This window comes from Sphingobacterium bambusae (assembly GCF_033955345.1).
Classification (GTDB): domain Bacteria; phylum Bacteroidota; class Bacteroidia; order Sphingobacteriales; family Sphingobacteriaceae; genus Sphingobacterium; species Sphingobacterium bambusae.
Map to the genome: position 1 here is coordinate 2,569,403 of NZ_CP138332.1, position 25,534 is coordinate 2,594,936.

Below are 25,534 nucleotides of genomic sequence, written 5' to 3' on the forward strand. Positions count from 1 at the left end.
ACAGTTGATAATTCATCAAATTTAGTAAAAATTGCATGCATATCCGTGTTAAGTTATTTACAAAAACGAAGAATCTAGCATTTCTGTGGGCTATGCTTTTATTAATCACATCTTGTGGCGCCCCGGTGCGACGTCACGAAGGCCTTCTATTGGATTCTCCACATGTGGAACCAAATCGACCGGACAGTGTCCTTTTCAGCAATAACCGGATACGCATTTCCAAAATAGATTCCGCGAGCTATTTCCAAGGTAGGGAGACACGCACGCAACCTCAAGATAGCCTTCCTTACCTAGAAAATTTGGACGAGGTGAAGCGACGTTTAATGGGGCGTGTCATCTTCGGCGCATCGAGCTACCTCAACGGACTAAGTAGCGTCGATACCGCAGTCGATGGGGCAAGCCTTTATCTCGTACGTTTTGCTAATGGCGACTCGCTGACGTTCCGCGAAAAACCTGAGTTTACGGAGATTGGCTTCGTTCGTTATTATCCAACCGAGGATGTTCTTGTTTTTGAAGGAGGCCACTCTTCCGACTATGCCGTGGATCTCCGAAATGGCTTGGTTGGCCCAGAACTTGTCGGCAACCCTAGTTACATCGTCCAATCGCCAAGTGCGAAATTTCGGCTGAACGGATGGTTTCCGGGGCAGGAATGCTCGAGCTACTTCATTCAGCGAAAGACCAAAACCGGCTATCAAAAATACGAGGACATCCCCCTTCACCTTACGGAGGAAAATTTTGACCTATGTACGATTGTCGATAGCAGATGGGCTTCCGACAGCACGCTGTTCTTTCGAAATACCTATTTCGATGGGTTTAAGGATCAGCGATCCGGCTTTTTCAAATTACTCATTCTTGACAACGAAGAGCATTCACAGTAGCTCTCCTTCTCAGCTAAGGCCGAGCTCGCAGCCCAACCAAACGCAAGTCTCCAAGGTTTTGGCGAGCCGACCTATCCCTTTGGCCGGAACTCGATAAAACTACACTAAGCGGGAGCGATGAAGTTTGCATACCACTGTCCGGATGACTTCACGATACGTTTTTGCGTTTCGAAATCGACGTGTACCAATCCAAATCTGGGGTAGTAACCCTCCGCCCATTCGAAGTTATCCAAGAATGTCCAAACAAAGTACCCACGGACATCCACCCCCTCTTGCTTTGCGCGAAGCACCTGCCTCAAGGCATCCTGTAGATACTGGCGCCTTTGCACATCGTCCACCTTGCCGTCCACAACCTGATCGGTAAAAGCCGCGCCATTTTCCGTGATGATCAACGGCGGAATATTAGAATAGGCACTATATTTCTGCAAAATATGGTAAATGGACTCCGGATACACCTCCCAGTTCATTGCCGTCATGGCTACTTTCCGCTCTTTGGCGCTTACAATTTTCGCCTGCAAGAAAGGAACGAACAAGGCATAGCGTATAATCTCCCGGGTATAATTTTGTAATCCTATGAAATCCATATCAAACTTGAGATCGGCCTCATCATGTTGTTTGATATGTTTTTCGATCCGTCGCAGCACCTTGATCTCACTTGTCGGATAGCCCATTCCCAAGAGTGGCTCAATAAAAAGCCTATTCAGTAAGACATCCGCTTTTCTAGCGGCAATGATATCGCGTTCACGATTGCTGAAAGGTTCGACATGTGAACAGGAGAAGGTTGTTCCCACCATACTATCCTGCTGTAGGGATTTAATAATACGTGCTCCATGCGCCTGCGACAGAGCCGCATGATGCGCCACGGCCAAAAAGTTATCCAAGCCCTTTTTACCAGGTGCATGAACACCGAAGAAGTAGCCCGCTGCGCTAAATACCGTAGGCTCATTAAGCACCATCCAATGCTTGACACGATCGCCAAAATATTTGACGCAAAGACCTACATAGTCTCCAAACCAGTCTTTGACCGCTCTATTCACCCAGCCTCCGCGCAACTCGAGAGCATGTGGTAAATCCCAATGGTAGAGCGTGAGCCAAGGTTGAATACCGAGCTCCAATGCAAGATCAATAAGACGATTATAGAAATCGACACCTTCCTGATTGATGGTTCCTGTACCTAATGGCATGATTCGGCTCCAGGATATGGAAAAGCGGTAATGCCGAATATGCATCCGATGCATTAATCGAAGGTCTTCAATATAACGGTTGTAGAAATCACAGGCGATATCTCCCGTATGATTTTGGAATATTTTATTCTTTTTCTGCACGAACACATCCCATATAGAAAGCCCTTTACCATCGTGCTCATGAGCTCCTTCTATTTGATAGGCAGCCGTAGAAACGCCCCAGACAAATGTATTGCCAAAGGCTTCCTTAGTTAAATGCATGAATCGTTTTGGATTTATTGATTCGTATCTTTAACAAGAATCCGTATTTCACATTCCCCATCTATCTATTACGCAGGCTTGATTTTTTGAGACCTAAGCGGAGAATAAAAAGAGGAAAACTGGTTTAAAAACAAACGGAAAACAATGCGCTGGAAGAAGTACGTTATCTTTTTCATCATCTATATTGTTTTACTGAACCATACTTAATTTACACTTACCAAGTTACGCATAAAAAACATAAACACCACATAAACAAAACATTAAGTTTGTATTAACAAGAGTCTTACTTAAAACTGTCCTAATCAAGTTCAACCGCCACCTACTGGGCGCTATTCTTATCGAGCCGATAATAGCGCCGATTTTTGCTTTACATGTAAGTCTTCTTCATCCAATACATACACCTGATAGCTATCTCCATGTGGATAAACCCGAATGACTACATGTCCTTGCATGGACTGATAACCTTTTTGAAACCATGGTCCATAAGTAGCAACGGTCTCTGGATGCATATTCGTCGCATAGATCAATCGTTCTCCGATATTTCCCAACGTCTTTAGGCGATAATAAACCTCCTGTCCTGGTTGGTCAGAACTGTAGACCTGCTGCACGACGACCCGAGGGTTTAGTGTACCCAGTAACGTGGCATTGTTAGCATCACGATTTCCATGATGATCAAGCACCATGGCATCCACCTCACCCACTACAGCGGCAATCGGCGATTCCACATCAAACCAATTCGGCAACAGCCCGTCTTGGAGCCCCGTATTGTCAGCTCCATTGTAATAATCAAAGCGCCCATACGAGATTTTAAATGCCATACTCAGGGGATTCTCATTATATTTCCCTTTGTAATAAGCAAGCATATCTTCGGCGGAGAAGAGCGTATCGACCTTTTGTGTTTTTGGATTCCAAATCGATGCATTGTTCTTGACATTTAGCATATGGAAGGAAGGATACTGCTCAGGTGCTATCTTTAAACGAATTTGATCGTGCTGTCCTACTACCAGCTGCTCTACCCGAAGTTCTTTTGAAGCACGCATATAATCTGCAAAATATTCATCGCCGGATAGAATCTTCGAGAGATCCGCGGGAAAATCATATTTGGGATAATCTCTATCAATCAGCGTGCCGACAGGGAGCTTCGCCAACAGTTCCGGCACCGCCCCATAATGGTCGCTGTGGAAATGACTGACAATCAAATAATCGAGCGTGTCGGATGAACGAATACCGACGTTCATTTTTTCGATATACCAAGTAATCCGTTCTGCCACCGACATCGTTTGGTCCGGAAGGGAAGAGGTAGCTTTCAATGGAAAATTAGTCCGCTCAAATTGTTCCTTATCTACCGTCCCTGCATCCAGCAGCACGGTAGTTCCATCAGGTAACTTTAACCATGTACTGTTGCCCTCTCCCGTATTGATATGATGAATATCCAAAAATCCTGGGGACCACATGGGTAAGGTATCTTGTACATCGACAGCCGAAAGACTTGTTTGCTGCAGAGGTTCTGCAGTATGCAGTTCAAGTCCAATCCATAGACACAGTGTCAATAAAAGTGATTTCATACGGCTAGTTTATATTATCTCGCTTGCTTTTTAAGTAATCGATCAGGAGTTCAGGTCGATCCGTCTGAATGATATTGACCCCATTATTGAGGTACCAATCGTATATCCGACTGTTTTCCAATGCTAAATCATCTTGGTGACCAGCGTTATGCTTTGGCCACAAGGAATTTACCCAAACTTGATAGCCCGCGCTGCGCAACATCTTAAAGTCGATCATGTTGGACTCATCGTCCCCTACCGTAAATTCAAAACCAAACGGCTTAGCTGCTGCGGTGAAGTTGGCAATCTCCTGTACACCTTCTCCCCTTTCAAGATGAATAATCGGCATATAATGAATAGAATCTAACATGGCTCCAAGATCGTCACGCACCTTTTCATAAGGCGCCGCTCCTTTAAACAGTACCTCGTCCAACATGTTTCGGCTCTTTAACATCGGATACACCAGCTGTATATAGTCATACCCTTTATCAAGGTTGAGCAAGGTCTTCCCTTTTGTCAGTTCTAGAATGTCCTCTAGCCGAGGGATAGACATTTGTGTTGCAATCCCCAAACCATCTCGTAATCGAAAATGCTGAAGCTCCTCCCAAGTGTAGTCGGCGGCTCTTCCTTTCCCCGTTGTCGTTCGGTCAATCAATTTATCGTGCATCAACACCAATACACTGTCTTTTGTCATTGCTAAATCGATCTCCACCATATCTATCCCTTTTACTATGGCCAATTTAACCGCCCAAACAGAATTCTCTGGCGCATTACGCCAATCGCCGCGATGGGCCACCACCATAACCTGATTCGATTTTTTGAAGGCGGTCAAGGAGGAGATTGGCCTTCCATAATTTGCAGAAATTTGTCCTTTACAGGCGATGGCAATTAATAATCCAGTAAGTAGAGAAAATAGTCGATAGTTCATTTAAAAAAGGTTTAGATATAAAAAATGAGGGGCACAAGCGATATGGCCTGTGCCCACTTTATTTGTGTTAATTATAGCCTGTATTTTGCAAGGTAGCCGGATCTGCATTGATCTGACTTTGCGGAATGGGTTGCACCAAATGGTTTGCATTGATCCGAATATTCTGGAAGCCTGGTGTTCGTGAAAAATAAGCATTCATCACTTCAATAGCTCGATCTGTACGAATAAGGTCAAACCAACGGTGTCCCTCACCAACAAACTCTAGTCTTCGCTCCAAAGATATCGCCTCACGCAAGGTCGATTGGTCTGTAGTATTCGTTGGACTGGTCAACCCAGCTCGAAAGCGCACCTGATCCAATAATTCCGCAACGCGTGCAGGATTTCTATTTGGCGCTTCGTTATAGCACTCAGCCAACATAAGCAACACGTCAGGATAACGCAATACAGCCACATTACTGCCACCGTCCACTGGATCATTTGACGTCTGCCTGAATTTACGGGTGAAAACCACGCCATTGTTCCTCAGCCCAACATAGGCTTGTCGGCGTAGATCTTGCTGGCTATACAGTTCGTACATTTCGCGGGTAGGTAGGTTGTGTCCTTTGGCACCGCCAACCGACCCCGAGGGACTGAAGAGCTGAAATGCGAGACTGCCCTCGGTGTTTCCGTTTACACCGGAAGCAAACTGCACGCTAAAGATCATCTCTTGGTTATTCTTATTGCTTGGGTCAAACACGTCCTCCGGATCGGGAAGCAAGCGGTATCCCAACGACAGCACTTGATTCAGCACAACGATGGCTTCATCATACTGCCGGAGTGTGAGCAACACCTTCCCCTGCAGGGCTAACGCGGCACCAAGAGTCGCGCGTGCTTGTCGATCTGCATTTGGAGGGAGCAGGGCAACACTCTCCGCCAAATCGGAAAGAATTTGCCTATACACCTCTGCACGAGGTGTACGCCCTTGGCCGAAATATTCATTGACATTGGTCGTTTCATTGATGACCAGCGGCACATCGCCAAACACCCGAACCAAATTAAAATAGGAAAGTGCCCGAAGAAAAAGCATCTCCCCTCGGCGATGATTTTTTATCGTCTCATCCATCATAACGGGCTCGATGCGGTTAAGAATGACATTACACTGCTGGATACCTCGATAGGTATGTGTCCAAGCGCTATTTACCACGGTATTGAGCGCAATAGTGCTGAAAAGATCCAGTTGTCCGTAGTTCCCTCCATCGTTTGCAGGCACCTCACTATACGTATTGTCCGACGGTATTTCACCGAGAACAATAAGACCACTCCCATATTGACCTTGCCGCTGCAAAAGACCATAAGCGCCATTTACACCCGCATTTATCTGCGACTCATTGTTATAAAAATTTGTCACCGTTCGCTGTGTAACGGGCACTAGGTCAAGAACATTTTCCGAGCAGGCAGCAAGTAGGCAGGGCAATATCAACATCATTACCCATCTGCCAACATATTTATTTTTCATCGTCTTATGCATTAAGTATTTCATTTATAAATCCGAATTAGAGGGTCAAGTTCAACCCAACCAAAAATGTACGTGCAACGGGATAATTTGAGTTATCATACCCTTGTGTAAGGGGATTATCGGTAGACGCATCGACACTAAATCCTTTGTAAGGTGTTATCGTAAACAGGTTATTTGCCGAAGCATACAATTGTAGACGCGATAGACCAATCATCCGTGCCGCTTTTTCAGCTAGAGAATAAGACAGTCGAACATCCCTCAAGCGCAGATAGTTTGCGTTATCGAAGAAGACATTCGAAGCTCTTGTTTCACGACGGTTGTTGGAGAAATTACCAAGATTCGGAGTGGCATACGTTCCGTTGGGATTGTTGACCGGATGATAGCGATTATCAAAATAATCCTGTGATGGCACGGCAAAACCTTCGCCTACGGAGATAACGGTGGAAAGTACACGACTATAAATCTTCTTTCCGGCTTCCCCTTGCAAGGTAAAGCTCAGATCAAATTGCTTGTACTTAAAGTTATGGGTAGTTCCGTATAGCAAGGTAGGCGCTCCAGTTCCAAAAGTGGTCTTATCCTGCGCATCAATAACACCATCACCATTGAGATCTGCGATAATGTAGTCGCCCACTAGGGTTCCGGCCATGGCAGGCCCTTCGTTAATCTCCGCTTGCGATTTGTAAATGCCGGTTACTTGGTAGCCATACATCTGCGCGATAGGTCCACCTACACGCGTTAATGCAAAATTATTGGTCCCCGTAATGATTTGGGTTTGTCCGTCACCCAAAGCCAGCACCTTGTTTCGGTTTGTGGAAAGATTCGCTGCTGGCTTCCAGCTAACGGCTCCGAGTAATATAGGTTTGTTTGTTCCCAGTTGCAACTCAAATCCCCAGTTTCGCACACGTCCTATATTTTGCAAGGAGCTGGTGTATCCCGACTGCCTTGGTACCGGAACCGAAAGGAGTAGATCATTCGTATTGGTTACATAGTAGTCTGCTGAAATATTTAGGAGGTTATTCACGACATACATGTCAACCCCGACATTGGTCGACTCGGCCACTTCCCACGAAAGGTTAGGATTTGGCGCCGTCCCCAAGCCTACACCTCCTGCAAGCGCGTCGTTTCCGTCTAGATAATTCTCAATGGACAAGAGTGGATGAGCGCCATATTGCGGAATCTGGTTATTTCCCGTCTTTCCCCAGCTGGCGCGAAACTTCGCATATTGAATGATCTTGTTATCGGTATTAAAAAAAGATTCCTCGCTCAGCGTCCAACCGGCGGATACCGCGGGGAAAACACTCCATTTTGTATTAGCTCCAAAACGGGAGGACCCATCCCGCCTGATGGATCCAGAAATCAAGTAACGGTTGTCGTAGTTGTAGTTGATACGACCGAAATAAGACAGCATGGTCCATTCCGTCTGCGGTTGCAAAACCTGAAAGCTCGTTCCGCCCATCACATTTCGTAATTGGTCGTCTTGAAAGTTAAACGCATTAATTGCCGTTGTGCTCAAGTACTCATATTGGTAGGAATGTCCTGCTATAGCCTCCAAATTATTCACGCCAAATGTTTGCACGTACGAAAGGATATTCTCCGTCAAAAAATTCTTTCTCAAGATCGTTCCACTCGACGCTCGAGTGGCATCAGGAGCAGCTTGTCGATAGGTTCCAACAGTCGATGGATCGAACATGCGGCTACTGATCGCCGAATAGTCTCCGCCCAACGAAGTTTTAAACGTCAATCCCTTTAAAAGATCAACCGACAAATAGGTGTTTCCAAACAACTTGAACTCATCTCTCGTATTATCGATCATCTGTATCATCGCTAAGGGGTTTTCTCCCAAGGCTCCATCTGTGGGCGTATTCTCACGAATCTGCTGCGAGATATTTAAATCACCTGCGGCATCATAAGGCGCAAAGAAAGGATAGCTGATCATGGCGATTGCCAGCGGATCGGTTTCCCATGACCCGTTGTTGTTGAACAAGTTTCGCTTATTGTAGGAAGGATTGGCCGTTAAGCCAAATTTAAACCGCTTCGAGAAATTACTACGGAGGTTGAAGTTCGTCGAATAGCGTTCATAGTCTGATCCGATAATTATTCCGTCCTGTTTAAAGTAATTACCAATGACAGCATAGTTTGTTTTTTGATCTCCTCCCATGACCGTTAAAGTATGGCTTGTCATGGGAGCTGTGCGGAAGATTTCATTCAACCAATTTGTATTGGTCAATCCGGGCTCTCCTGCGAGATATGGAGCGAGGTAGCCTGGGATCAATTCCCGTAACGAAGCTCCTCTGCTACGGCGCGTCTCTGTATCGTCCGATTCGCTACGATTCACGGGATCTCTAGAGACATAGCCTGTATTCCGAGACTCATACATAAACTGCGCCATATCATACGCATCTACAAATTTTACCGCATCAGCACGTTGTTGATATCCCAAAAAAGAGTTTAAACTTACGGTCAGTTTATCGCTACTGCCTTGCTTTGTCTCCACCATGATAACACCGTTCGCACCGCGAGAACCATAAATAGCTGTCGAGGCTGCATCTTTCAAAAATTCGATAGATTTTATAGTATTAGGATCGATCGCGTTTAGCCCCGTTCCTTCGGTCATCGGAAACCCATCAATAACGACCAAGGGGTCCGTTCCAGCAGTCAATGTTCCGGTGCCGCGCAACTTTATTTTACTGTTCACACCTGGCATAGCTGAGCTTTGCACGACCTGAACGCCCGCAGCCCGCCCCGAAATAGCCTCCGCCATTGTGCCTCCAGCATAGGCGGTAACATCCTCCGAGCGTAAAGACGAAATCGCCCCGGTGACGCTAGATTTTCGCTGCGTTCCGTATCCCACAACGACGACATCATTCAATAGATTCATCTCCTCCTGCAGGGTGATCTCCATAAGGGAAGTACTAGAGGCAAAGGCTCTCTCTTGGCTTACAAAGCCTAAAAAACGGATATCTATCAGGCCGCTTGGCTTGGAAGTCTTCAATGTAAACTCTCCGGCGTTTCCGGTTCGAGTTGCCGAATTTCCCTGCTGTTCAACGATCGTAACGCCTGCTAATGGTTTTCCATTAGCATCGCTTACCGTACCAGAAATCGTTTGCTGTCTCGTATTGCTTGCGGCCAATACTTGCACGGACACGCTCCGATTGCCCGTTTTAAAGCGGAGCGGCAACTGTTCGCTGAGGTAATCTAGCACCTGTTGAAGCGTTTGATTTCTTAGGTTAATGCGCTCTATATATAGTGAGGCGATTTGTTGTTCCGAAACGATAAACGAGTACGCTGATTGCTTCGTTATATCGTTAAGTATCACCGACAATTTCGTTTTGTTCTGATATGTCAGTGTAATCGGTTTTTGGTTTAATTCTTGAACAAAAGAAATTTTAGATAAGTGTTTTGCCTGTACACTATTATTGGCCAAGTACAGGCAAAGAAGACCTATCATACAATAATTTTTCATACATTTGAAAAGTTAAATTATTAATAGTAAGAGTCGCTAACATTTCGCAGATGTTGCACTCTAAAATTTTTCAGAGAGCGTCACACTATGTGATGCTTTCTTTTTGCGCCTATTTCCGATGTTCTATTTCATATCGCTGTTCTTTTACTTTGTTAATAGTCAGTCCAAACGGAAACGCCAATTCTTCGAGTGACTGTTGCGCCGTGCTGTAATAAAAAGTTCCGCTTATTTTAGGTATCTCCGAAAGAGGAGAGAGCTTGTTCACGACCTCTATCTGGTAAAGGGTTTGTATCTGTTCTATGGCCTCGGTCAACGGCGTATTATCAAAGGTGAGATGTAGATCCATCCGAGAAGCTTTATTCTCACGAACTTCATTTCTATCCGTCCGACTGTCGAATACCCAAAGATCTCCCGGCTTTAGTAGGCTCCCCTCCGCTCCTGTCTTCCCCACGCGCACTTTCCCTTCGTAAAGAGCAACTTGCTGGGTCAATAATTCCTTTCGTGCCGTCACTTTAAAGATTGTTCCCAAAACCTTAGTTTCTACTTTTCCGGACTCCACAATAAAACCACGGCCAGTATGTTTGATATTAAAAACAGCTTCGCCAGAGAGCATGACTCGACGACTATCTCGATTGCTGAACGATTTCGGGTACTGTAGTGAACTATGGTCACTCAAGATCACGGTACTACTATCCGGTAACAAGATCGTCTTTGATGCGTTGCCTGCGGTCACGATCAATAGATCCGAGCTGGATATGTTGTTTTTTGACTGGTACAGCCACATAGCAAGTCCAAGGGCAATGAACAATGTAATGCTGGCAGCAACAAGCCTACTCCAACGTAGTCCTCGTGTTTTCGTCGCTCGATTTATCCCTCTCCACATGTTCTTTTTTTGAGCCTCTGTCGGGTTCCTATTCGTCGATTGATCTGCATCCCACAAATGATGTAGATTGTCATCATCGTATTGATCAATGTTTTTGTTCGCCATCTGCTATTTACAAATTATGTCACGACAATGCCTTAAAAACGACTGTCTACTGTAAATACGTTTGCCGAATTCAAACTACCACTTGTAGGGCAATTTAATTTGGTTATTTAACAATTTATTAATATTGGAAAAGGAAAAAGTGATTTGAGCCAACTAGCCTTTATAAGACCTGGCCTGTTCACGGAGAAATTCTGTTGCACGGTTGAGATGGTTCCCAACGGCACTGATCGATATGTTGAGGTATTGCGCGATTTCCTGGTAGGATAGTCCTTCGTGATGGTACAATGTAAAAACTTCTCGGCGTCGTGCAGGCAGCCGTTCTACGCACTGGCTCAATAATTTTCTGCGTTCAGCTAAGAGGTAAGAGGAGTCTTGGTCTTCATCTTCTTCTGCCAGCGGCAGATTCTCCTCGTCTAACCGTTCTTCACGTTGTTTTCGGTGCCAGTTGGAAATCTGTTGCTTACTTGTGTTAAACAACAGCGCATCCATTTTGGTCTCATCGTCGATTTTACCTCTTGTTTTCCAGATATGAATAAAAATATTCTGTACAATATCGTCGGCTTGATCATCATCTGCAAATCGCGCAACAAATCGATATACTTTTTTATGGTACGATTCAAATAACTGCTTAAATGCCTGATGGTCGCCCCGCTTAATGCGAGCCAATAACAACTCCATAAACGACAATATTTTTCCACCAAAGTTAATTAGCCCTTTGGAACATTTGGTTAACTGGTACACAAATTAATAAAAATTTAACAGTGAACATAGATATTGTTTCTCCATTATCGTAAAGCTTATAGAAATCAGGTTGAGATCTGCGTTTACTTTTGCCAGCGCGAGCGAGATTTTGCTTCATCAGTTCGATATCAAAAAAATTAAACAATCGATTGCTTTCATGTTGCGTCGCGAAATAACAGAAAAGTGTCTTAATTTGGATGCTTAAAGCTTGAATTTTAGTCTTACCAAAAGAAAAATGAACCTATCCGCTTTTAACTACAGAAGGACGATTGGATTAATATTCCAAAACCGAAATGCACTACAGCAGCAAAATACCGCTAAGAAAAATAACTTAGCCCCCCAAGTACATCTATCTCCTCTTACGGTGCCTGATGAATCCAGTAATTTTGATTTATTATGCACCAAAAACAATCGACTCTCTGTAACGATCATATTAAAATCCCTATCCAAACTATTTTTTTTCAGCGCTATATTTTGCTTTACCCAAGCTTGGGCGCAGTCTACGAAACCCCAACAGATCTATGTTGCTTCAACCGGAAAGGATAGCCAATCCGGCACCTCTTCCCGTCCTTTTGCTAGCCCACAAGCGGCACTGAAGCAGGTCACTAAGTTGAAAAAAGACGGCTACAAAGGCGCCGTTGAACTCATCCTTCGTGAAGGAACCTACTATTTAGACGAGGCGCTGTTGATTACGCCCGCCGAATCCGGTAGCGAAAATGCACCACTGACAATTAAGGCCGCAAAGGGTCACCGTGTGACGCTCAGCGGCGCTGTGCCGTTGCACTTGAAATGGGTACATCAGCAATCAGGTATCTGGAAAGCGTCAACTCCCAAGGGCCTTGTTTTTCAGGAACTGTACACGAATGGAAAACGGCTACACAGGGCGAGGTATCCTAATTATGACGCCACAGTACTTCCCTTTCAGGGCTATGCTGCCGATGCCTTAAGTACAGCGCGCGTACAACGCTGGAAAGATCCGACGACCGCTTATGTCCATGCGTTACATATCGGTCGTTGGGGAGGTTTCCACTACCGCATCAGCGGTAGGGATCAAGATGGTCAGCTCACCTTTTCGGGAGGCGAACAAAACAATAGGCCGAGTAAGATGCACGAGACCTACCGCTATGTGGAAAATATAGTTGAAGAGCTCGATGTGGCCAACGAATGGTTCTTGGACGAAAAGACCAACACGCTCTATTACTACCCCGAGAAAGGTATCGACCCGAACAACGAACAGTTCGAAGCGCCACTGCTAGAAAATATCATCACGATACAAGGGAGCTTAACACAACCTGCGCACAACATTCGCCTTGAGGGAATACGCTTTACCCATACCGCCCCAACATTTATGAAGACGGCCGAGCCGCTGTTGCGAAGTGATTGGACAATCTATCGGCAGGGAGCGGTAAAAATCGAAGGCGCAGAACGCTGCGAAGTAACAGGTTCCGACTTTGTGGATCTAGGTGGAAACGCAATCTTCATCAGCAATTACAACCGTGATATTCTGATTGCCAACAATCTCATCGAACGATTGGGCGCTGGAGCCATCAACTTTGTCGGTAGCCCCGAGGCTGTACGTTCTCCCGCTTTTCGTTATGAAAAATCTGTCCCAATTACAGCGATGGATACCCTCATCGGCCCTAAATCGGATAATTTTCCAAAAGACTGTGAAGCCAGCAACAACCTCATTCGCGACATCGGCTTGATCGAAAAACAGGTTGCGGGTGTCCAGATCTCCATGGCCTCCGCTATCCGTGTGCTACACAACAGCATCTACCGTGTGCCACGTGCTGGTATCAACATTGGCGATGGCACTTGGGGCGGTCACGATATTGCCTACAACGATGTCTTCCAAACCGTCCTCGAGACGAGTGACCATGGCGCTTTTAACTCCTGGGGGAGAGATCGATTTTGGCAGGCCAACCGCGGGGAAATGAACAAGGTCACGGCGCAACATCCAACCTGGGTTTTGCTGGATGCCGTACAGCCCACACAGATCCGCAATAACAGGTTTCAGTGTGATCATGGCTGGGACATTGACCTAGATGACGGATCAACGAACTACCAAATTTACAACAATCTTTGTCTCAGTGGCGGACTAAAACTTCGAGAAGGGTTCTATCGTACGGTGTACAACAATATCATGATCAATAACGGTTTCCATCCGCACGTATGGTTCAAAGACAGCCACGATGTATTTAGAAACAATGTGGTGATGCGTAGCCATGCTGATATTCAAGTAAAATTTTGGGGCGACACCGTGGATTATAACTACTACGCATCGACGGATGACTTGGCAAAAGATCAGAAAAAAGGAATAGATGCACATAGCGAGGTCATTGATATGCAGTTTAAAGATGCCGCAAAAGGCGATTTTCAGCTAGTAGGAAATCTTCCCAAAGGATTTAAAAATTTCGATATGAATTCTTTTGGCGTAGAGCATCCTCGCCTTAAGAAATTAGCAGAAACGGCACCTATCCCCACGCTTTCCACACAAAATGCCTCCACTCAAACCTCGGTCTTATCTTGGAAAGGGGCACAATTTAAATCGATAGCATCCTTGGGCGAGCAATCTGCGGCAGGTCTCCCAAGCATGGCGGGCGCACTAGTGGCACAGCTGGAAGAAAACAGTCCGCTCTATCTTAGTGGCCTACGTGCGAGCGACGTTATAGTGGAATGTCAGCATGAGACAATCGACAACAGCGCAGATCTCGAACGTATCGTTAAGCGAGATAAATTCAGAGATCAATTAACCGTAGTTATTTACAGAAATCAAAGTAAGCAAACCTTACTTTTGAAACTATAAGCATGTTATGGCGACTTGTCCTGCGATTTAAATTGCAGCGGCGGCTATTCGAAGAATAGCTTGCACAACATGCCTAAAAAAGCAAATGGCCAACAGTAGACATGCTACCGTTGGCCATTTCTTTAACAAAAATCGCTATTTGTATCTGCACTTCATTACTGCACCCACCAAGGTTTACTGCGGATGTTGTCGTTTCCGCTAAACTGGGTTTGTATAGCCGCGGAAACATTTGCACCATTAATATTGTATTCCTCCTGTGGATACATCCAGCGATAGGCCGTTTGTACGTTGGCAGATTTGCGCAAGGCAGGATATCCGGTCCGTAGATGATCGAAATAAGCAGAATAGCCTCCCTGATGGAAGGAACGCAAATATTTCTGCATCATGATTCGCGCAATCTTTTCTTCGTTGCTAGGCACAGCGTCCAAGCGTACGCTCGTCTGTTGCAGATAAGCATCAACCTTAGCCGCTCCCACGAAACTGGACAGCCCTTTTGCATAGGTCTCGTAGAATTTAAAAGCCGAACGAACACCTTCATTGTACACCGCATTAGCATCACCACTTATCCAACCACGCACGATCGCTTCTGCCAAGATAAACTGCTGCTCGGCATGGCTGATCAATTGTAACGGCTCTGTGGTAGCATCTTGTGTATACCTTTCAAGCACTTTTGAGAGCTTGCCGCGTACCGCTTTAGCATTTACCTGTGCATACGGGGCAATAGGATCTCCTCCTTCGTAAGCCGCAAAATTGTCTAAAGCCAGCCCCTGTTCTTCTGCCTCGCGCGTGCGCGTTGCCAGCATGAACAAGCGTGGATCTTGATGGTCCTGTAATCTTTTGATAAACGTAGAGTCCATATACATCCCCGAGCCGTAGCCGCTGGAGTTAAACTCCGGGTATCGGTTTCCATCTTGGTTCAAAAACTGCAGTTGTGCATCATCGTTTTCACCTATAAGTGGTTCGTTTTGGTAGATCGACGCGAATTGGCTTTTGATATTGAGGCTCGCATCGTTTTCTTTCATCGACAATGTCATCAACACCTTCAAGCGAAAGGCGTTCACCGCTTTGACCCATTGCGCAGCTTGCTCTCCATAGATGATATCCCCTTTGATAATTCCTCCTTCTTGCTCCTGCAGGATATCGTTAGCCTCTTCGAGTTCCTTCAAAATTCCCACAAAAACATCTTTCTGGCTGTCATACTTTGGTGTGTAAACCTGCGACGTTTCCCCTTGCAAGGCTTCCGAATACGGGATATCTCCGAAAGTTAGGGTCAGGTTGTAAAAGTAATAGGCCCGGAAGAACTTTGCCAACGCCAAATAGGTAGGATCTGCCACACGGACAGCTTCCTCCTCCATTTTGATCACATTGCGCAACTGGCTGTAGGGATCAAAACTTCCCCTTTGCCAATTATAGATTTGGTTAGCGTTCTCGCCATCAGTCTGCACAATCATCTTTAAAGTATACAGGGGCGAGGTACCACGCCAAGCACGAAAAGCGTCCCACTCCACCTTAGGAAGCAGAGCCTGCGGATGCGCGCTGGCAGCAGAATTTGGGTTTTCGTTGATATCGGTTAGCTTTTGGCAAGAGAATAGCGCCGAAACGGCCGCAGTAGCCAAAAAAAACTTTGTTATTTTTTGTGTCATTTTCATCTTCATTCTTTTCTAAAATAGCTGGTTGGCCTTGTTAAAACTTAAAATTCAAGGATACACCAAGGTATCGCGTCGACGGGTCCTGTAAGTTCGCGTCGTTACCAATACCAAAATCAGGATCAACATAAGGGACGTTTTTCCACATCAATAAATTATATCCAAACACCGAAGCATCAAGACCACTAAGGGCTTTGGACTTAATAATTTTGTTGACGTCGTAGCTTACTGCCAAACGTCTTAGCTTAACGAAAGAGCGATCGAACACATTAGCAAACAGTTCGCTTTCCTCTTCGGTGACCCGCGCTTGGTAAGGGTAATTTTGGCTCCACGACTGCCAGCTTACCGTGCCGGTAAATGGCGAGTAGGTACGCGTATCGGAAGTAACATTCCCATTGGTGTCACGGATCAACTCACCACCGGTCACGATAACCCCCGTAGGCTGATAGGCATTCTGTCCCGTTTCATATTCCTGATCCCTGTAAAGCGTTGACGACGGATGTTTACCGCCCCACCACATCTTCTCGATGGTCTGCGAGTTCATCACACCGCCGATCGATCCATCGATATCCAAATTGATGGTAAAGTCCTTAACCTTGAAGGTATTCATAAAACCAAATTGCCAATCGGGATTGAAATGCCCCAACATGGTGGGATAAGGATCGCGGATAGGCATGCCCGTATTTTGGTTAAGAATTAAATCGCCATTGGCAGACTTCTGCCAAGTCGTTGCATAGTAGGCATCAGCACGATCACCAACCTTCCGATTTTCCAGTACATTCACGCCCGGATAAATGCTTTCGATCTTACGTACCGAAGTGCTCCAGTTCACGGTTGTATTCCAAGCAAAATTATCCTGCTTAATGATTCCTGCCGTTAGCATCACTTCGAAACCTTGTGTGCGGTTTTTAAATCCGTTTACCTTGCGCGAGTTGAATCCCGATGCCTGCGAGGCTGGCACGTTCAAGATGGTGTTGTCATCAATAATGTTATAATAGGTCAAATCAAGCGACAAACGATTTTTGAAGAAACCGAAAGCTGTACCGAGCTCGTAAGATTGTGTGTTTTGCGGCATGATGCTCGCATTGGCCAATACGCTAGGGTATACTACAGAAGGTGTGGTTCCGTAATTGAAATCCTTTTCGTAGAATGCCTGTAGGCTATAAGGCGTCAAATCATCGGAAGCAGAAGCCCATGAACCATAAACCTTCCAGTAATCCACCTGTGATGCAATCTTGAAATAATCCGAAAGGATAGAGCTCACCGATACCGAAGGGTAACTATATGAACGATTGCTTTCCGGAAGCGTAGACGACCAGTCGTTACGTAACGAAAAGTTCATATAAGTAGACCGGAATACGTCTAAGTTTAAGGAAGCGTAGGCACTACGGATTACCTTCTCCCGAATGTAGCTATTCGATTTATCATCTCCAGAGATCAATGTTTTGATAGGCCCTTGGCTATTTCCGATGTTATAGATGAAAGGGGCAACTAAACCATCGGTGGAAATAAATGCGTTACGGATATCTCGTTTAAAAGTCGAACCACCGGCATTTAATGTCAAGCCAAAATTTTCGGAAAACTGCTCTGTATAGGTCGCCAACACATCGGCATCAAAGTTCACCTGCTTGTTGTCCCAAGTCTTGTAATCCCCGTTTCGGGAGTCGCCATAGTTCATATAAGATTTAGGCACCTGCATATCTTCAAACAAGGTCTTTTGTCTGGCTGAGACGCGTCCCTGCACCATGAATTTGGAAGAAACCTTCCAGTTGAGGGTACTCTGTCCGTGTAACACATCAAGGTCGTGCATTTGGTTCAGCTCGTTTGCTGCAAAGTAAGGGTTATTGTACCAAGCGTAATTGTAGTTTGCTTGACGGAACCCCTCTTGCCCCGGTATGTAGTAATGCTCAGACAATTCTTTTCCGTTCACATCATTTCCCATCCACAGTAAAATGGTGTACATGTGGTTTTTTGGCCCGTAGCCATAGCGCGGATAGTTAGGCGATTTCACCTTGTTGTACGACAAATTGAGATCAAACTGCAAGTTGGGGGTGAAGCGATAGGAGGAGTTGATATTTGCGCCACCCGTTGTCAGCTGTGAATTGGGCACCTGACCTTTCTGAAAAGCATATTTCCCAGAAGCGAAGATGCTTAGCTTATCGTTCTTGTAAGCTATTGTCGCGTTGTTTTCCGTCACGAATCCTGTACCTAGGAAGTCTCGCAAGTTGTCATGTGCTACCCAATCGATCGGCACCCGCTCATAGCGCGACTTATCATCATACATTGTTCCACTGACATCTCCCCACCAAGGAATGACTTCACCTGTCTGCTTATCGCGGATGGGGCTATTCCATTGCGGCACTTGAATACCGCTGTTCAATTTCGGTCCCCAAGCCATATCACCATCGGAGATACCACCATCGGCTCCGTCCCAAAACTCATACTTGCCATTGGATCCACTACCATATTCCATTTGGGATTCCGGAAAAACCGTAAAACCAGCTGAAAACATGTTGGTGCTCCCGACGGTAAATTGCAACTTATCGGCTTTTGCCTGCTTTGTAGTGATTAAGATCGCTCCTTCTTTACCACGCGCTCCATATAGAGAGGAAGCGGTTACCCCCTTCAGGACGTTAATATTTTCAATATTTTGACTCGGTATATCGTAGAAGTTTGTTTCTACAGGAATACCATCCACTACGATCAAAAGGTTGGTTTTTCCGCGCAGGTTAAACGATGGTGCTTGAAAGATCCCTGTGGGGTTGTTGACGATCAAACCGGCCACTTGTCCCGTCAACGCGTTACCGATGTTCATGGTCTTCGACTGTTGCAATACTTCCGTATTGACCTCCTGCGTAGCATAGCCGACTTTCTTCTTCTGCTTTTTGATACCTATCGCGGTAACAACCACTTCTTCAATAGCCGATTCCTCCTTGGTCAATTCAATCGTCAAGCTGTTGCCATTGTAGCTTTGCTGCTGCACCTTATAGCCCATCGCCTTGATTTCCAAAACATCCCCTCGCTGCGCTTCGATAACAAATTTACCGTTGAAGTCGCTAGAGGTCATCTGCTGGGTACGCAGGTTTGTGATCGTCGCACCAAGCAAAGCTTCTCCGCTCTCGCTGGTAATCTGTCCACTTGCTGCTCCCTGCGCGCCAACGGAAATTGCGGCAGAGGCCTCATCAGTGTTTGGCTTTGGAGTTGACCAGGCCCCATGTATGGACAACGCCATAGAGAGGCCTAAAGCAATCGCCAATTTTGTCATTGGCTTTGCTGACCGGAAGTTTAATTCATTCATTTCTTTTTCGTGGAATTAATAATCGATCTATGTTTTAGATCGATGCAAAGCAAGAAAAATGCTGTTAAGCCACTGTTATCGAAAAAAGAAATATCAAAGAAAAAAGAAGGGGTTGTTTTAAATGATTATTAAGGCAATTATCCGCTTGACAATGAACTTAAGCTGTTCATGTGCCTCTGTTCGCCTATCCGTTACTGTTCTCGGGGAACGACCCCACTATATTCTTCAACGCTAAAAATCGAAATATTAGACAGGAAATCATCATATACCAGCATTTTCAACTTTTCGGACACAAGTGCATAGGTCTTATACGATTTGCCTTGATATGCCCATTTCAGCCGAACTACTTTTAAGGTCCTATCTGCGGCATAGGCTTTTACAATTTCCCGCTTTCTATCGTTGTAGCGCTTGCACAGATTCTCATATCCCGTCAAGCGATCGATCATGAAGTTGTGATCAACCGTTCGATCGTCCAGTGTGATAATACCGACATCGTCCGCTGCTATGTATTTATCCATAAATTTTCTAACAGATTTTCGCGTGGCTTTGAAGTTCAGCAAAACCAATCCATTCTTATGCAGTATCTGATCGTAACCTCCTTGCTCTTTAGCATAGCGCAAAACCTCTTGCCAAGAAGAAAACTGGGGCACTTCAGCCGTATCTCGCCTTTGCGTTTCCACGAAGGCATGTGCTTTCCCGTTCGCATGAACGGCATCGCTTACGTTTGTAAAAAAAGCGCCCAGCAGACAGACATAAAGGATAACGTGTTTTCTCATCATTAATAGATTAAATATCAGATGCAATATACCTATAACATCGTTATTCTTAGAGGGGGGAAACCGCCAATATAGAGGGGTAAACTCAAACAGCTGAATATTTTTCCACTTGGCGAAGATTTCATAGATTCGATTCTGCTAGTCTTTCAAGATCGCTATTTCAAACATCGTATCCCAATTTTTTCCAGTTACAAAGAAGGTTCCGGATTCTTTATTATAGGCAATTCCATTAAGCACGTCAAGGTCTATATGCTGCCCTACTTGCTCACTCAATGCAGAAAGATCAATTAAGGCCTCCACAGTTCCCGTTTTCGGGTCGATAACCGCGATGACATCTTCCTCAAAAAAATTAGCATAAATCTTCCCGTCAACCCATTCCATCTCGTTGGCTTTTGGAATAGTTCGCTCATTGGTGGCCACATTGATATATCCTTTTTTCGTAAAATCCTTTGGATCCACCTGATAAATCGTCTCTGATCCATCAGACATATATAGTGTTTTGCCATCATTGGTTAGCCCCCAGCCTTCCATTGCTTGAAAATAAGGCAAACTATCGATTTTCTTCAAGCTTTGTGCATCGTAAACGTAGGCGAGATTGTTTGTATAGGTCAGCTGATAAATCTTACCCTGCAACACGGTGGCTCCTTCCCCAAAAATAGCGTCTGGCAGTTCTACTTTTATGATTGGCAGCCCTGTGTTAGGATTCACTAGCCGAATACTCGATTTTCCCTGCTTACCACTTCTGCCCATTCCATTTCCAGTACTCTCCATGAGGTTACCTCGATAGAACTCTAAGCCCTGTGTGTATGCACTTTTATCATGGGGATACTTCTTGACTATGCGGTAACGCCACAATGCCGGTTTCAACGCAGGTAAAAAATCAAAAGCCAAAGATTGTTCCTCTCTGTCTGCGCCGTTGTACAAGATCGCACGAACCACCTGCTTTCCAAAACGTTCATTCGTAAGGGTATGCTTAACGGCTGTATTGGCCTTTACCACACTCAGTTTATTGTCTCCCAAGAAATAGGCAATGGAATCGACCGTCCCGGAAAGGCTATCCAATAACAGTACCAGCTCTTCGCCGGGCACATACCTGCTTTTGATTCCTTGAAATTTTATACCCTGCGTCAAAGCCGGCGATCGATCATTTTCTTTATTTCGATCTTTCTCTTCGTTGCCACAGGCCATAAAAACGATTAATACCGTCAAAACAGCAGCGATTAGCTGCAGATATTTTGTTTTTTCGAATGATTTCACACTATAAATGTATCCATATTATTTGAATTTTCACCCATTAGGAAACAATCTATGGCAAAGGAGCTTCTTCCTTAACTTCGCGGATCAATACAACACCAAACCGACCAGCATTTCCATAAATTGCTGTGGCACCTGGATCGTCCAGCTTGGTCAGTTCATAGCGTTTACCGTCTACTCCCAACTGCTCAAATTCATCAACTGAAATTACTTTACCATCGCGTATATACAACGGAAGCTCTACTTCTGCAAACTGTCCGTTCTTCTTACGATATGTTTTCCCGGTAACCATATGGCCAACGGCCACATAGTTTCCATCAGGCAGTTCATCGTGGAATTTCTTTTCCCAAGACGACACATTGATAAGCTTTTCCGTTAGCTTTTCATAGCGAGCAAGGGTCTCCCTATCTTCCGCAGTCATGTTATGCAAAAAAGCGACAATCTCGTGCTGCGTTTCCCTTAGCGTATACCGTATCCTAAATGGTTTACAATCGATGCAATTGGGTTTGTGAGATGAAATGCGTAATATCCCCACCTCGTTAATCATAGCGCGGTAAGCCTTTGCAACCTCTGCTGATAAGGAATAACTACGACGGAGTACGTCTACTTTTTCGTTTCCTGTACCTGCTACGAATTTCCCCAGTTGAAAATGAATATGCAACTGACCATCGGCAAAGGAAAGATTACCTATTTCAATTTTGGTAATCGAATCTTTGGTTTCCGCCAGTAAGGAGCTGCTTACTGGAAGAAATAAGAGCAGCAGAAAAATTTGTCGTATGTTCATATCGTAGCGCTTCAGATACCGCTAAGATAATCTTATCCGTTCTTTTTGATAACTTTTATTTCTTCGTTTGCATATTTAAATCATTTCCCGCTTTGATCACTGCTTCATTCACGGCCTTTATTTTTTCCAGCCGCATCTTTTCCACCTTTCTGTCGTAGGTCAATAGGCCATTGACCTCGTGCTCCACGTCAGTGGTCTGCGTGTAGATCGCAACGCTAAGCCCCTTGTATCGCACAAGCTGTTCCACAAAGTCCATCAGGAAAACGTAGCGATCGGTTAATGCGTCGATGGTTGGTTCGTAAGCGTAAGCATTGTTTTCCACCGGCCACATATGCCCGCGAACGAATAGCCCCACACCACCAAATTCCCCCAAGGATGCTGCGCGCTTATCATCCGGCTCGGAAGCTCCTTTTGGGCCTACATAGATATGTGTATCCACAAAGTCACCATTTCCGGGGTCTCCATAGGCTTTCTGATACGAAGGATTATTGTTGAATCCTGAGTTTCCGTTAACCAATCTCGAGGGATCATACTTCTTCGTCCATGCGGTAATATTCTTCACATCGAAGGCACCCCAATTTTCGTTAAATGGCACCCATGCAATAATCGACGGTGCATTGTAATGCTGGTCAATAAGCTCTTTATACTCTTCACGAAATGCCGTTCTGTATCGCGTTGTATCTTCATCTGGATACCATAGGCAGGGCATATCCTGCCAAACCAACAGCCCCATTTTATCTGCCCAATAGTAGAACCTTTGCGGCTCGGTCTTCATATGCTTTCGGATAAGGTTGTATCCCGCTCTTTTCGTGTATTCGATATCAGACTTCAAAGCTTCTTCCGTTGGCGCCGTTAGGATGCCATCCGGCCAATATCCCTGATCCAAAAGGCCTACTTGCATCACAAATTCCCCGTTCAACAATGGGCGCACCACATCATTCACTTTACCAAGTCGTACATCTCGCATCCCAAAGTAGCTCTTCACTTCATCAACAGCATTTCCTGCACGGTCGAGTAGTGTTAACGTTAAGTCGTACAAAAAGGGGTCGTTCGGCGACCAAAGGCGTGGATTTTCGATGGGTATGAAAAATGTTTCTCCCGATTTCGCTTTTATGGTTGGCAGCGCTTTCGATCCGCTGTAGGCCACCGCCGAGACTGTCGCCTTGTCCGATGTTTCAACAGTCACTTGCAGGCGCTTGCCATCAACATCGGGCAATAGCTTAATCCGTTGAACGTATGTTTTGCTGACCGGCTCGAGCCACACCGTTTGCCATATCCCAGAAGAGAAGGTATAATCACCCCGGGGGCCATTCTTTCCGGAAGGATAACGACCATCATTACTGTCGTGGGCTGCAACAACCAAGTTATTCTTACCCGGTTTTAGAAATTTGGTGATATTCAACGCAAAGGCATCATAGCCGCCAGCGTGCGTTCCCGCTTTCTGCCCATTGACGAATATCGTCGCATCGTGATCTACCGCTTCAAAATGCAGGATAATATCCTTGTCCTTCCAATCTTTTGCAATTTCAAATGTCCTCCGATACCACATATTGATTTCTTGCTTACGCTGAATGCCCGAGAGGAAAGATTCGGGACAGTAGGGCACTAAAATAGGCTCGAATTTTCCTTCAAAAGCAGCTTCTTTTTCGGGATTCAGCGCGTTCGGCGCATCTTTTCCGCCTATGTAATCCCATTTTCCGTTTAAGCATTGCCAATTCTCGCGCGACAGCTGTGGTCTCGGGTACTCGGCCAAGGGAACTTCCGCTTGGGAGGCGGCTTCGGTCCATGGCGTCGACAATAGTGGCTCCTGCGCCCAAACTTGGCTAACGAATAGGAAAAATACGGCAACGATCAGTAGTTGTTCTCTTGTTCTCATGGTTTACTGGTTGATGTAACTATGGTGAATATACGCAACTAAATTGTTTTATCACAATCATCAGTATTCAAAAACGAGAACTTAACCTTAGACCTTTTATAGCATTCCCCTGAGCCGTTAAGCGAATAGTCCAACCACAACCATTCGCCTTCCCAATGGAAGCCAGGTAGTCTTTCCCTTATAAACCACAATCTTAACAGGCCCGTGTTCACCGAATCACTTCGCATGCAGAACGGTGAATAGGACTTGCTTAAAATACAACGAATAGGGAACTTGTTAATTCTTTGTTAAATCGTTATAGCAAGTATTGCAAACTGTAAAAATAGCCTTACCTTTGTGTATTCATAATTAGGTTTATAATTGGTTAGTTAGTTAAAAATCCTAGAGCTCCCCGCTTTAGGATTTTTTTATTTGGTAACTACACGAAGTCCACAGTCCTGTTACCTGTTCGGACATCTGTTATTCAATTCAAAATAAGATCTTTATGTAATGGAGCATCCAGCACTATGCATGGCAGTCTCGCTATTTAGCCACATACCGACCAATAGTTTTATGTTTTAGCGATTCAATATGTAATACGCGATCCCCGGCAAACCATCGATTTTCTATCTTCCGCACCTTCGCCAACGCGCTGTCGGCTACAAAAATAGTATCTCCTTGGAGTCTCAAGCTGGGCTGCTCAAAATCAAGCATATCTCCTATGGAGAAGCCTTCGCTATATTTCCAAAATCGCGTGTCAGCAACCTTGTCGTCACTGCTTGAGCACGCACAGCAAAGAAAAATTAGCAGGGCTTTTTGTAAGCATAAACGCATAATGTTGATCCACATTTGTTTACTTATTTACAGATTTTATCAAAAATTACGGTAGAGGAATTGATTGCTACATTTCCATTGATGAATCGTCCACACCACATCATAGGCTCCCGCACCGTCCCCATTACTCATGTATAGGAACAAGTGATCATCCGTGCCTACGGCCAATCCAAAGGTGGAAAGATCCGTATTGGGCATCAGAAGATTCACGATGCTCTGCGCAGGAAAGCGATAACTTTCCGAGCCATCTCTTAAAGTTATGGATTTTATTTCATTCATATTGCTATAAACGTAGCCATCAATACCCCAAGGTTCCTGCTTGTCGATCTTCTCGATAGCACCCGCTGCATTTCGCGTGTATAGATGAGCAGCAACCAAAAATTCACCATAAACAATTTCAATTTCTCTATCGCTGGAAGGATCGCTGCATATCAACAGGCCACGAGCAGGATCATGCCGCCGGGCCCATTGCGGTAGATCAACGAGTAATTTAATCCGGCTGCCATGCATCATTCCTTCTTTCGTTTTATGGATAAATTTTTCAAAGCCGGATCGCCGCAGGCTGTAGTCTGGATAATCAATCCAAGACCATTCCTGCCAACCATCATCATCAACCGGCCCCCGCAGGGCAAATACTTGGTTGCTATGAACCCGGTCAACCACCGTTCTATTTTTACCCAACCTCACATTACTGAAACCGTCCTGATCCGCTATAATTGCGAATGGACTGTATTGTGCTTCTGCACAGTAAGCGCCGAGAAGAACAATACAGAAAATTAGCCCTACCTTTTGTATCATA

Annotated in this window: 17 protein-coding genes; 2 read left to right on the forward strand and 15 right to left on the reverse strand. The window is 45.1% G+C overall.

Features of this window, described 5'->3' with window-relative positions; all coding sequences use genetic code 11:
* Window positions 1–92 precede the first annotated feature (92 nt).
* A complete protein-coding gene (locus SCB77_RS10675) occupies window positions 93–878 on the forward strand; it encodes a hypothetical protein (protein ID WP_320186424.1) in 786 nt (261 codons plus the stop codon).
* Between the two features lie 104 nt (window positions 879–982).
* Here SCB77_RS10675 and SCB77_RS10680 read toward each other — a convergent pair whose 3' ends face one another.
* The 7 genes from SCB77_RS10680 to SCB77_RS10710 form a co-directional block, all read right to left on the reverse strand.
* Entirely contained in the window at window positions 983–2,323 is a 1,341-nt protein-coding gene (locus SCB77_RS10680; RefSeq protein WP_320186425.1) for a GH1 family beta-glucosidase, read from the reverse strand.
* Between the two features lie 335 nt (window positions 2,324–2,658).
* On the reverse strand, window positions 2,659–3,888 hold the full coding sequence (locus tag SCB77_RS10685) for a ComEC/Rec2 family competence protein (protein WP_320186426.1): 1,230 nt from the start codon (window positions 3,886–3,888) through the stop codon (window positions 2,659–2,661).
* A 4-nt stretch (window positions 3,889–3,892) separates the two neighbouring features.
* Window positions 3,893–4,795, reverse strand: a complete 903-nt coding sequence (locus SCB77_RS10690) for a glycerophosphodiester phosphodiesterase family protein (protein ID WP_320186427.1) — start codon at window positions 4,793–4,795, stop codon at window positions 3,893–3,895.
* Between the two features lie 67 nt (window positions 4,796–4,862).
* Window positions 4,863–6,290: a RagB/SusD family nutrient uptake outer membrane protein gene (locus tag SCB77_RS10695; protein WP_320186428.1), complete on the reverse strand. Its 1,428-nt coding sequence runs from the start codon at window positions 6,288–6,290 to the stop codon at window positions 4,863–4,865.
* Window positions 6,291–6,327: 37 nt separating this feature from the next.
* Entirely contained in the window at window positions 6,328–9,753 is a 3,426-nt protein-coding gene (locus tag SCB77_RS10700; protein ID WP_320186429.1) for a SusC/RagA family TonB-linked outer membrane protein, read from the reverse strand.
* Between the two features lie 109 nt (window positions 9,754–9,862).
* A complete protein-coding gene (locus SCB77_RS10705; protein WP_320186430.1) occupies window positions 9,863–10,741 on the reverse strand; it encodes a FecR family protein in 879 nt (292 codons plus the stop codon).
* A 153-nt stretch (window positions 10,742–10,894) separates the two neighbouring features.
* Window positions 10,895–11,419: an RNA polymerase sigma factor gene (locus tag SCB77_RS10710; RefSeq protein WP_320186431.1), complete on the reverse strand. Its 525-nt coding sequence runs from the start codon at window positions 11,417–11,419 to the stop codon at window positions 10,895–10,897.
* Window positions 11,420–11,717: 298 nt separating this feature from the next.
* Between SCB77_RS10710 and SCB77_RS10715 the strand changes: the two genes are divergently transcribed.
* Entirely contained in the window at window positions 11,718–14,288 is a 2,571-nt protein-coding gene (locus SCB77_RS10715) for a PDZ domain-containing protein (protein ID WP_320186432.1), read from the forward strand.
* Window positions 14,289–14,443: 155 nt separating this feature from the next.
* Here SCB77_RS10715 and SCB77_RS10720 read toward each other — a convergent pair whose 3' ends face one another.
* The 8 genes from SCB77_RS10720 to SCB77_RS10755 form a co-directional block, all read right to left on the reverse strand.
* Complete coding sequence (locus SCB77_RS10720; protein ID WP_320186433.1) at window positions 14,444–15,937, reverse strand: SusD/RagB family nutrient-binding outer membrane lipoprotein; 1,494 nt, start codon at window positions 15,935–15,937, stop codon at window positions 14,444–14,446.
* A 34-nt stretch (window positions 15,938–15,971) separates the two neighbouring features.
* Window positions 15,972–19,232: a SusC/RagA family TonB-linked outer membrane protein gene (locus SCB77_RS10725; protein ID WP_320186434.1), complete on the reverse strand. Its 3,261-nt coding sequence runs from the start codon at window positions 19,230–19,232 to the stop codon at window positions 15,972–15,974.
* Between the two features lie 191 nt (window positions 19,233–19,423).
* Window positions 19,424–20,011 (reverse strand): hypothetical protein, encoded by a 588-nt coding sequence (locus tag SCB77_RS10730; protein WP_320186435.1) that lies wholly within the window; start codon window positions 20,009–20,011, stop codon window positions 19,424–19,426.
* A gap of 135 nt (window positions 20,012–20,146) precedes the next feature.
* Complete coding sequence (locus SCB77_RS10735; RefSeq protein WP_320186436.1) at window positions 20,147–21,265, reverse strand: glutaminyl-peptide cyclotransferase; 1,119 nt, start codon at window positions 21,263–21,265, stop codon at window positions 20,147–20,149.
* 49 nt (window positions 21,266–21,314) lie between these two features.
* Entirely contained in the window at window positions 21,315–22,046 is a 732-nt protein-coding gene (locus tag SCB77_RS10740; protein WP_320186437.1) for a hypothetical protein, read from the reverse strand.
* Between the two features lie 55 nt (window positions 22,047–22,101).
* Window positions 22,102–23,922, reverse strand: a complete 1,821-nt coding sequence (locus tag SCB77_RS10745) for a glycoside hydrolase family 2 protein (RefSeq protein WP_320186438.1) — start codon at window positions 23,920–23,922, stop codon at window positions 22,102–22,104.
* A gap of 522 nt (window positions 23,923–24,444) precedes the next feature.
* Complete coding sequence (locus SCB77_RS10750) at window positions 24,445–24,750, reverse strand: hypothetical protein (RefSeq protein ID WP_320186439.1); 306 nt, start codon at window positions 24,748–24,750, stop codon at window positions 24,445–24,447.
* Between the two features lie 24 nt (window positions 24,751–24,774).
* Window positions 24,775–25,533, reverse strand: coding sequence for a hypothetical protein (locus SCB77_RS10755; RefSeq protein ID WP_320186440.1), 759 nt, complete (start codon window positions 25,531–25,533; stop codon window positions 24,775–24,777).
* Window position 25,534: the final 1 nt, after the last annotated feature.

Bases quoted from the DNA above. Each gene is read 5' to 3' on its own strand.
- SCB77_RS10725 (WP_320186434.1), bottom strand. From the start codon at position 19,232: ATGAATGAATTAAACTTCCGGTCAGCAAAGCCAATGACAAAATTGGCG.
- SCB77_RS10685 (WP_320186426.1), bottom strand. From the start codon at position 3,888: ATGAAATCACTTTTATTGACACTGTGTCTATGGATTGGACTTGAACTG.
- SCB77_RS10755 (WP_320186440.1), bottom strand. From the start codon at position 25,533: ATGATACAAAAGGTAGGGCTAATTTTCTGTATTGTTCTTCTCGGCGCT.
- SCB77_RS10680 (WP_320186425.1), bottom strand. From the start codon at position 2,323: ATGCATTTAACTAAGGAAGCCTTTGGCAATACATTTGTCTGGGGCGTT.
- SCB77_RS10675 (WP_320186424.1), top strand. From the start codon at position 93: ATGCTTTTATTAATCACATCTTGTGGCGCCCCGGTGCGACGTCACGAA.
- SCB77_RS10750 (WP_320186439.1), bottom strand. From the start codon at position 24,750: ATGTGGATCAACATTATGCGTTTATGCTTACAAAAAGCCCTGCTAATT.
- SCB77_RS10710 (WP_320186431.1), bottom strand. From the start codon at position 11,419: ATGGAGTTGTTATTGGCTCGCATTAAGCGGGGCGACCATCAGGCATTT.
- SCB77_RS10705 (WP_320186430.1), bottom strand. From the start codon at position 10,741: ATGGCGAACAAAAACATTGATCAATACGATGATGACAATCTACATCAT.
- SCB77_RS10745 (WP_320186438.1), bottom strand. From the start codon at position 23,922: ATGAGAACAAGAGAACAACTACTGATCGTTGCCGTATTTTTCCTATTC.
- SCB77_RS10720 (WP_320186433.1), bottom strand. From the start codon at position 15,937: ATGAAAATGACACAAAAAATAACAAAGTTTTTTTTGGCTACTGCGGCC.
- SCB77_RS10695 (WP_320186428.1), bottom strand. From the start codon at position 6,290: ATGAAAAATAAATATGTTGGCAGATGGGTAATGATGTTGATATTGCCC.
- SCB77_RS10740 (WP_320186437.1), bottom strand. From the start codon at position 22,046: ATGAACATACGACAAATTTTTCTGCTGCTCTTATTTCTTCCAGTAAGC.
- SCB77_RS10700 (WP_320186429.1), bottom strand. From the start codon at position 9,753: ATGAAAAATTATTGTATGATAGGTCTTCTTTGCCTGTACTTGGCCAAT.
- SCB77_RS10715 (WP_320186432.1), top strand. From the start codon at position 11,718: ATGAACCTATCCGCTTTTAACTACAGAAGGACGATTGGATTAATATTC.
- SCB77_RS10690 (WP_320186427.1), bottom strand. From the start codon at position 4,795: ATGAACTATCGACTATTTTCTCTACTTACTGGATTATTAATTGCCATC.
- SCB77_RS10730 (WP_320186435.1), bottom strand. From the start codon at position 20,011: ATGATGAGAAAACACGTTATCCTTTATGTCTGTCTGCTGGGCGCTTTT.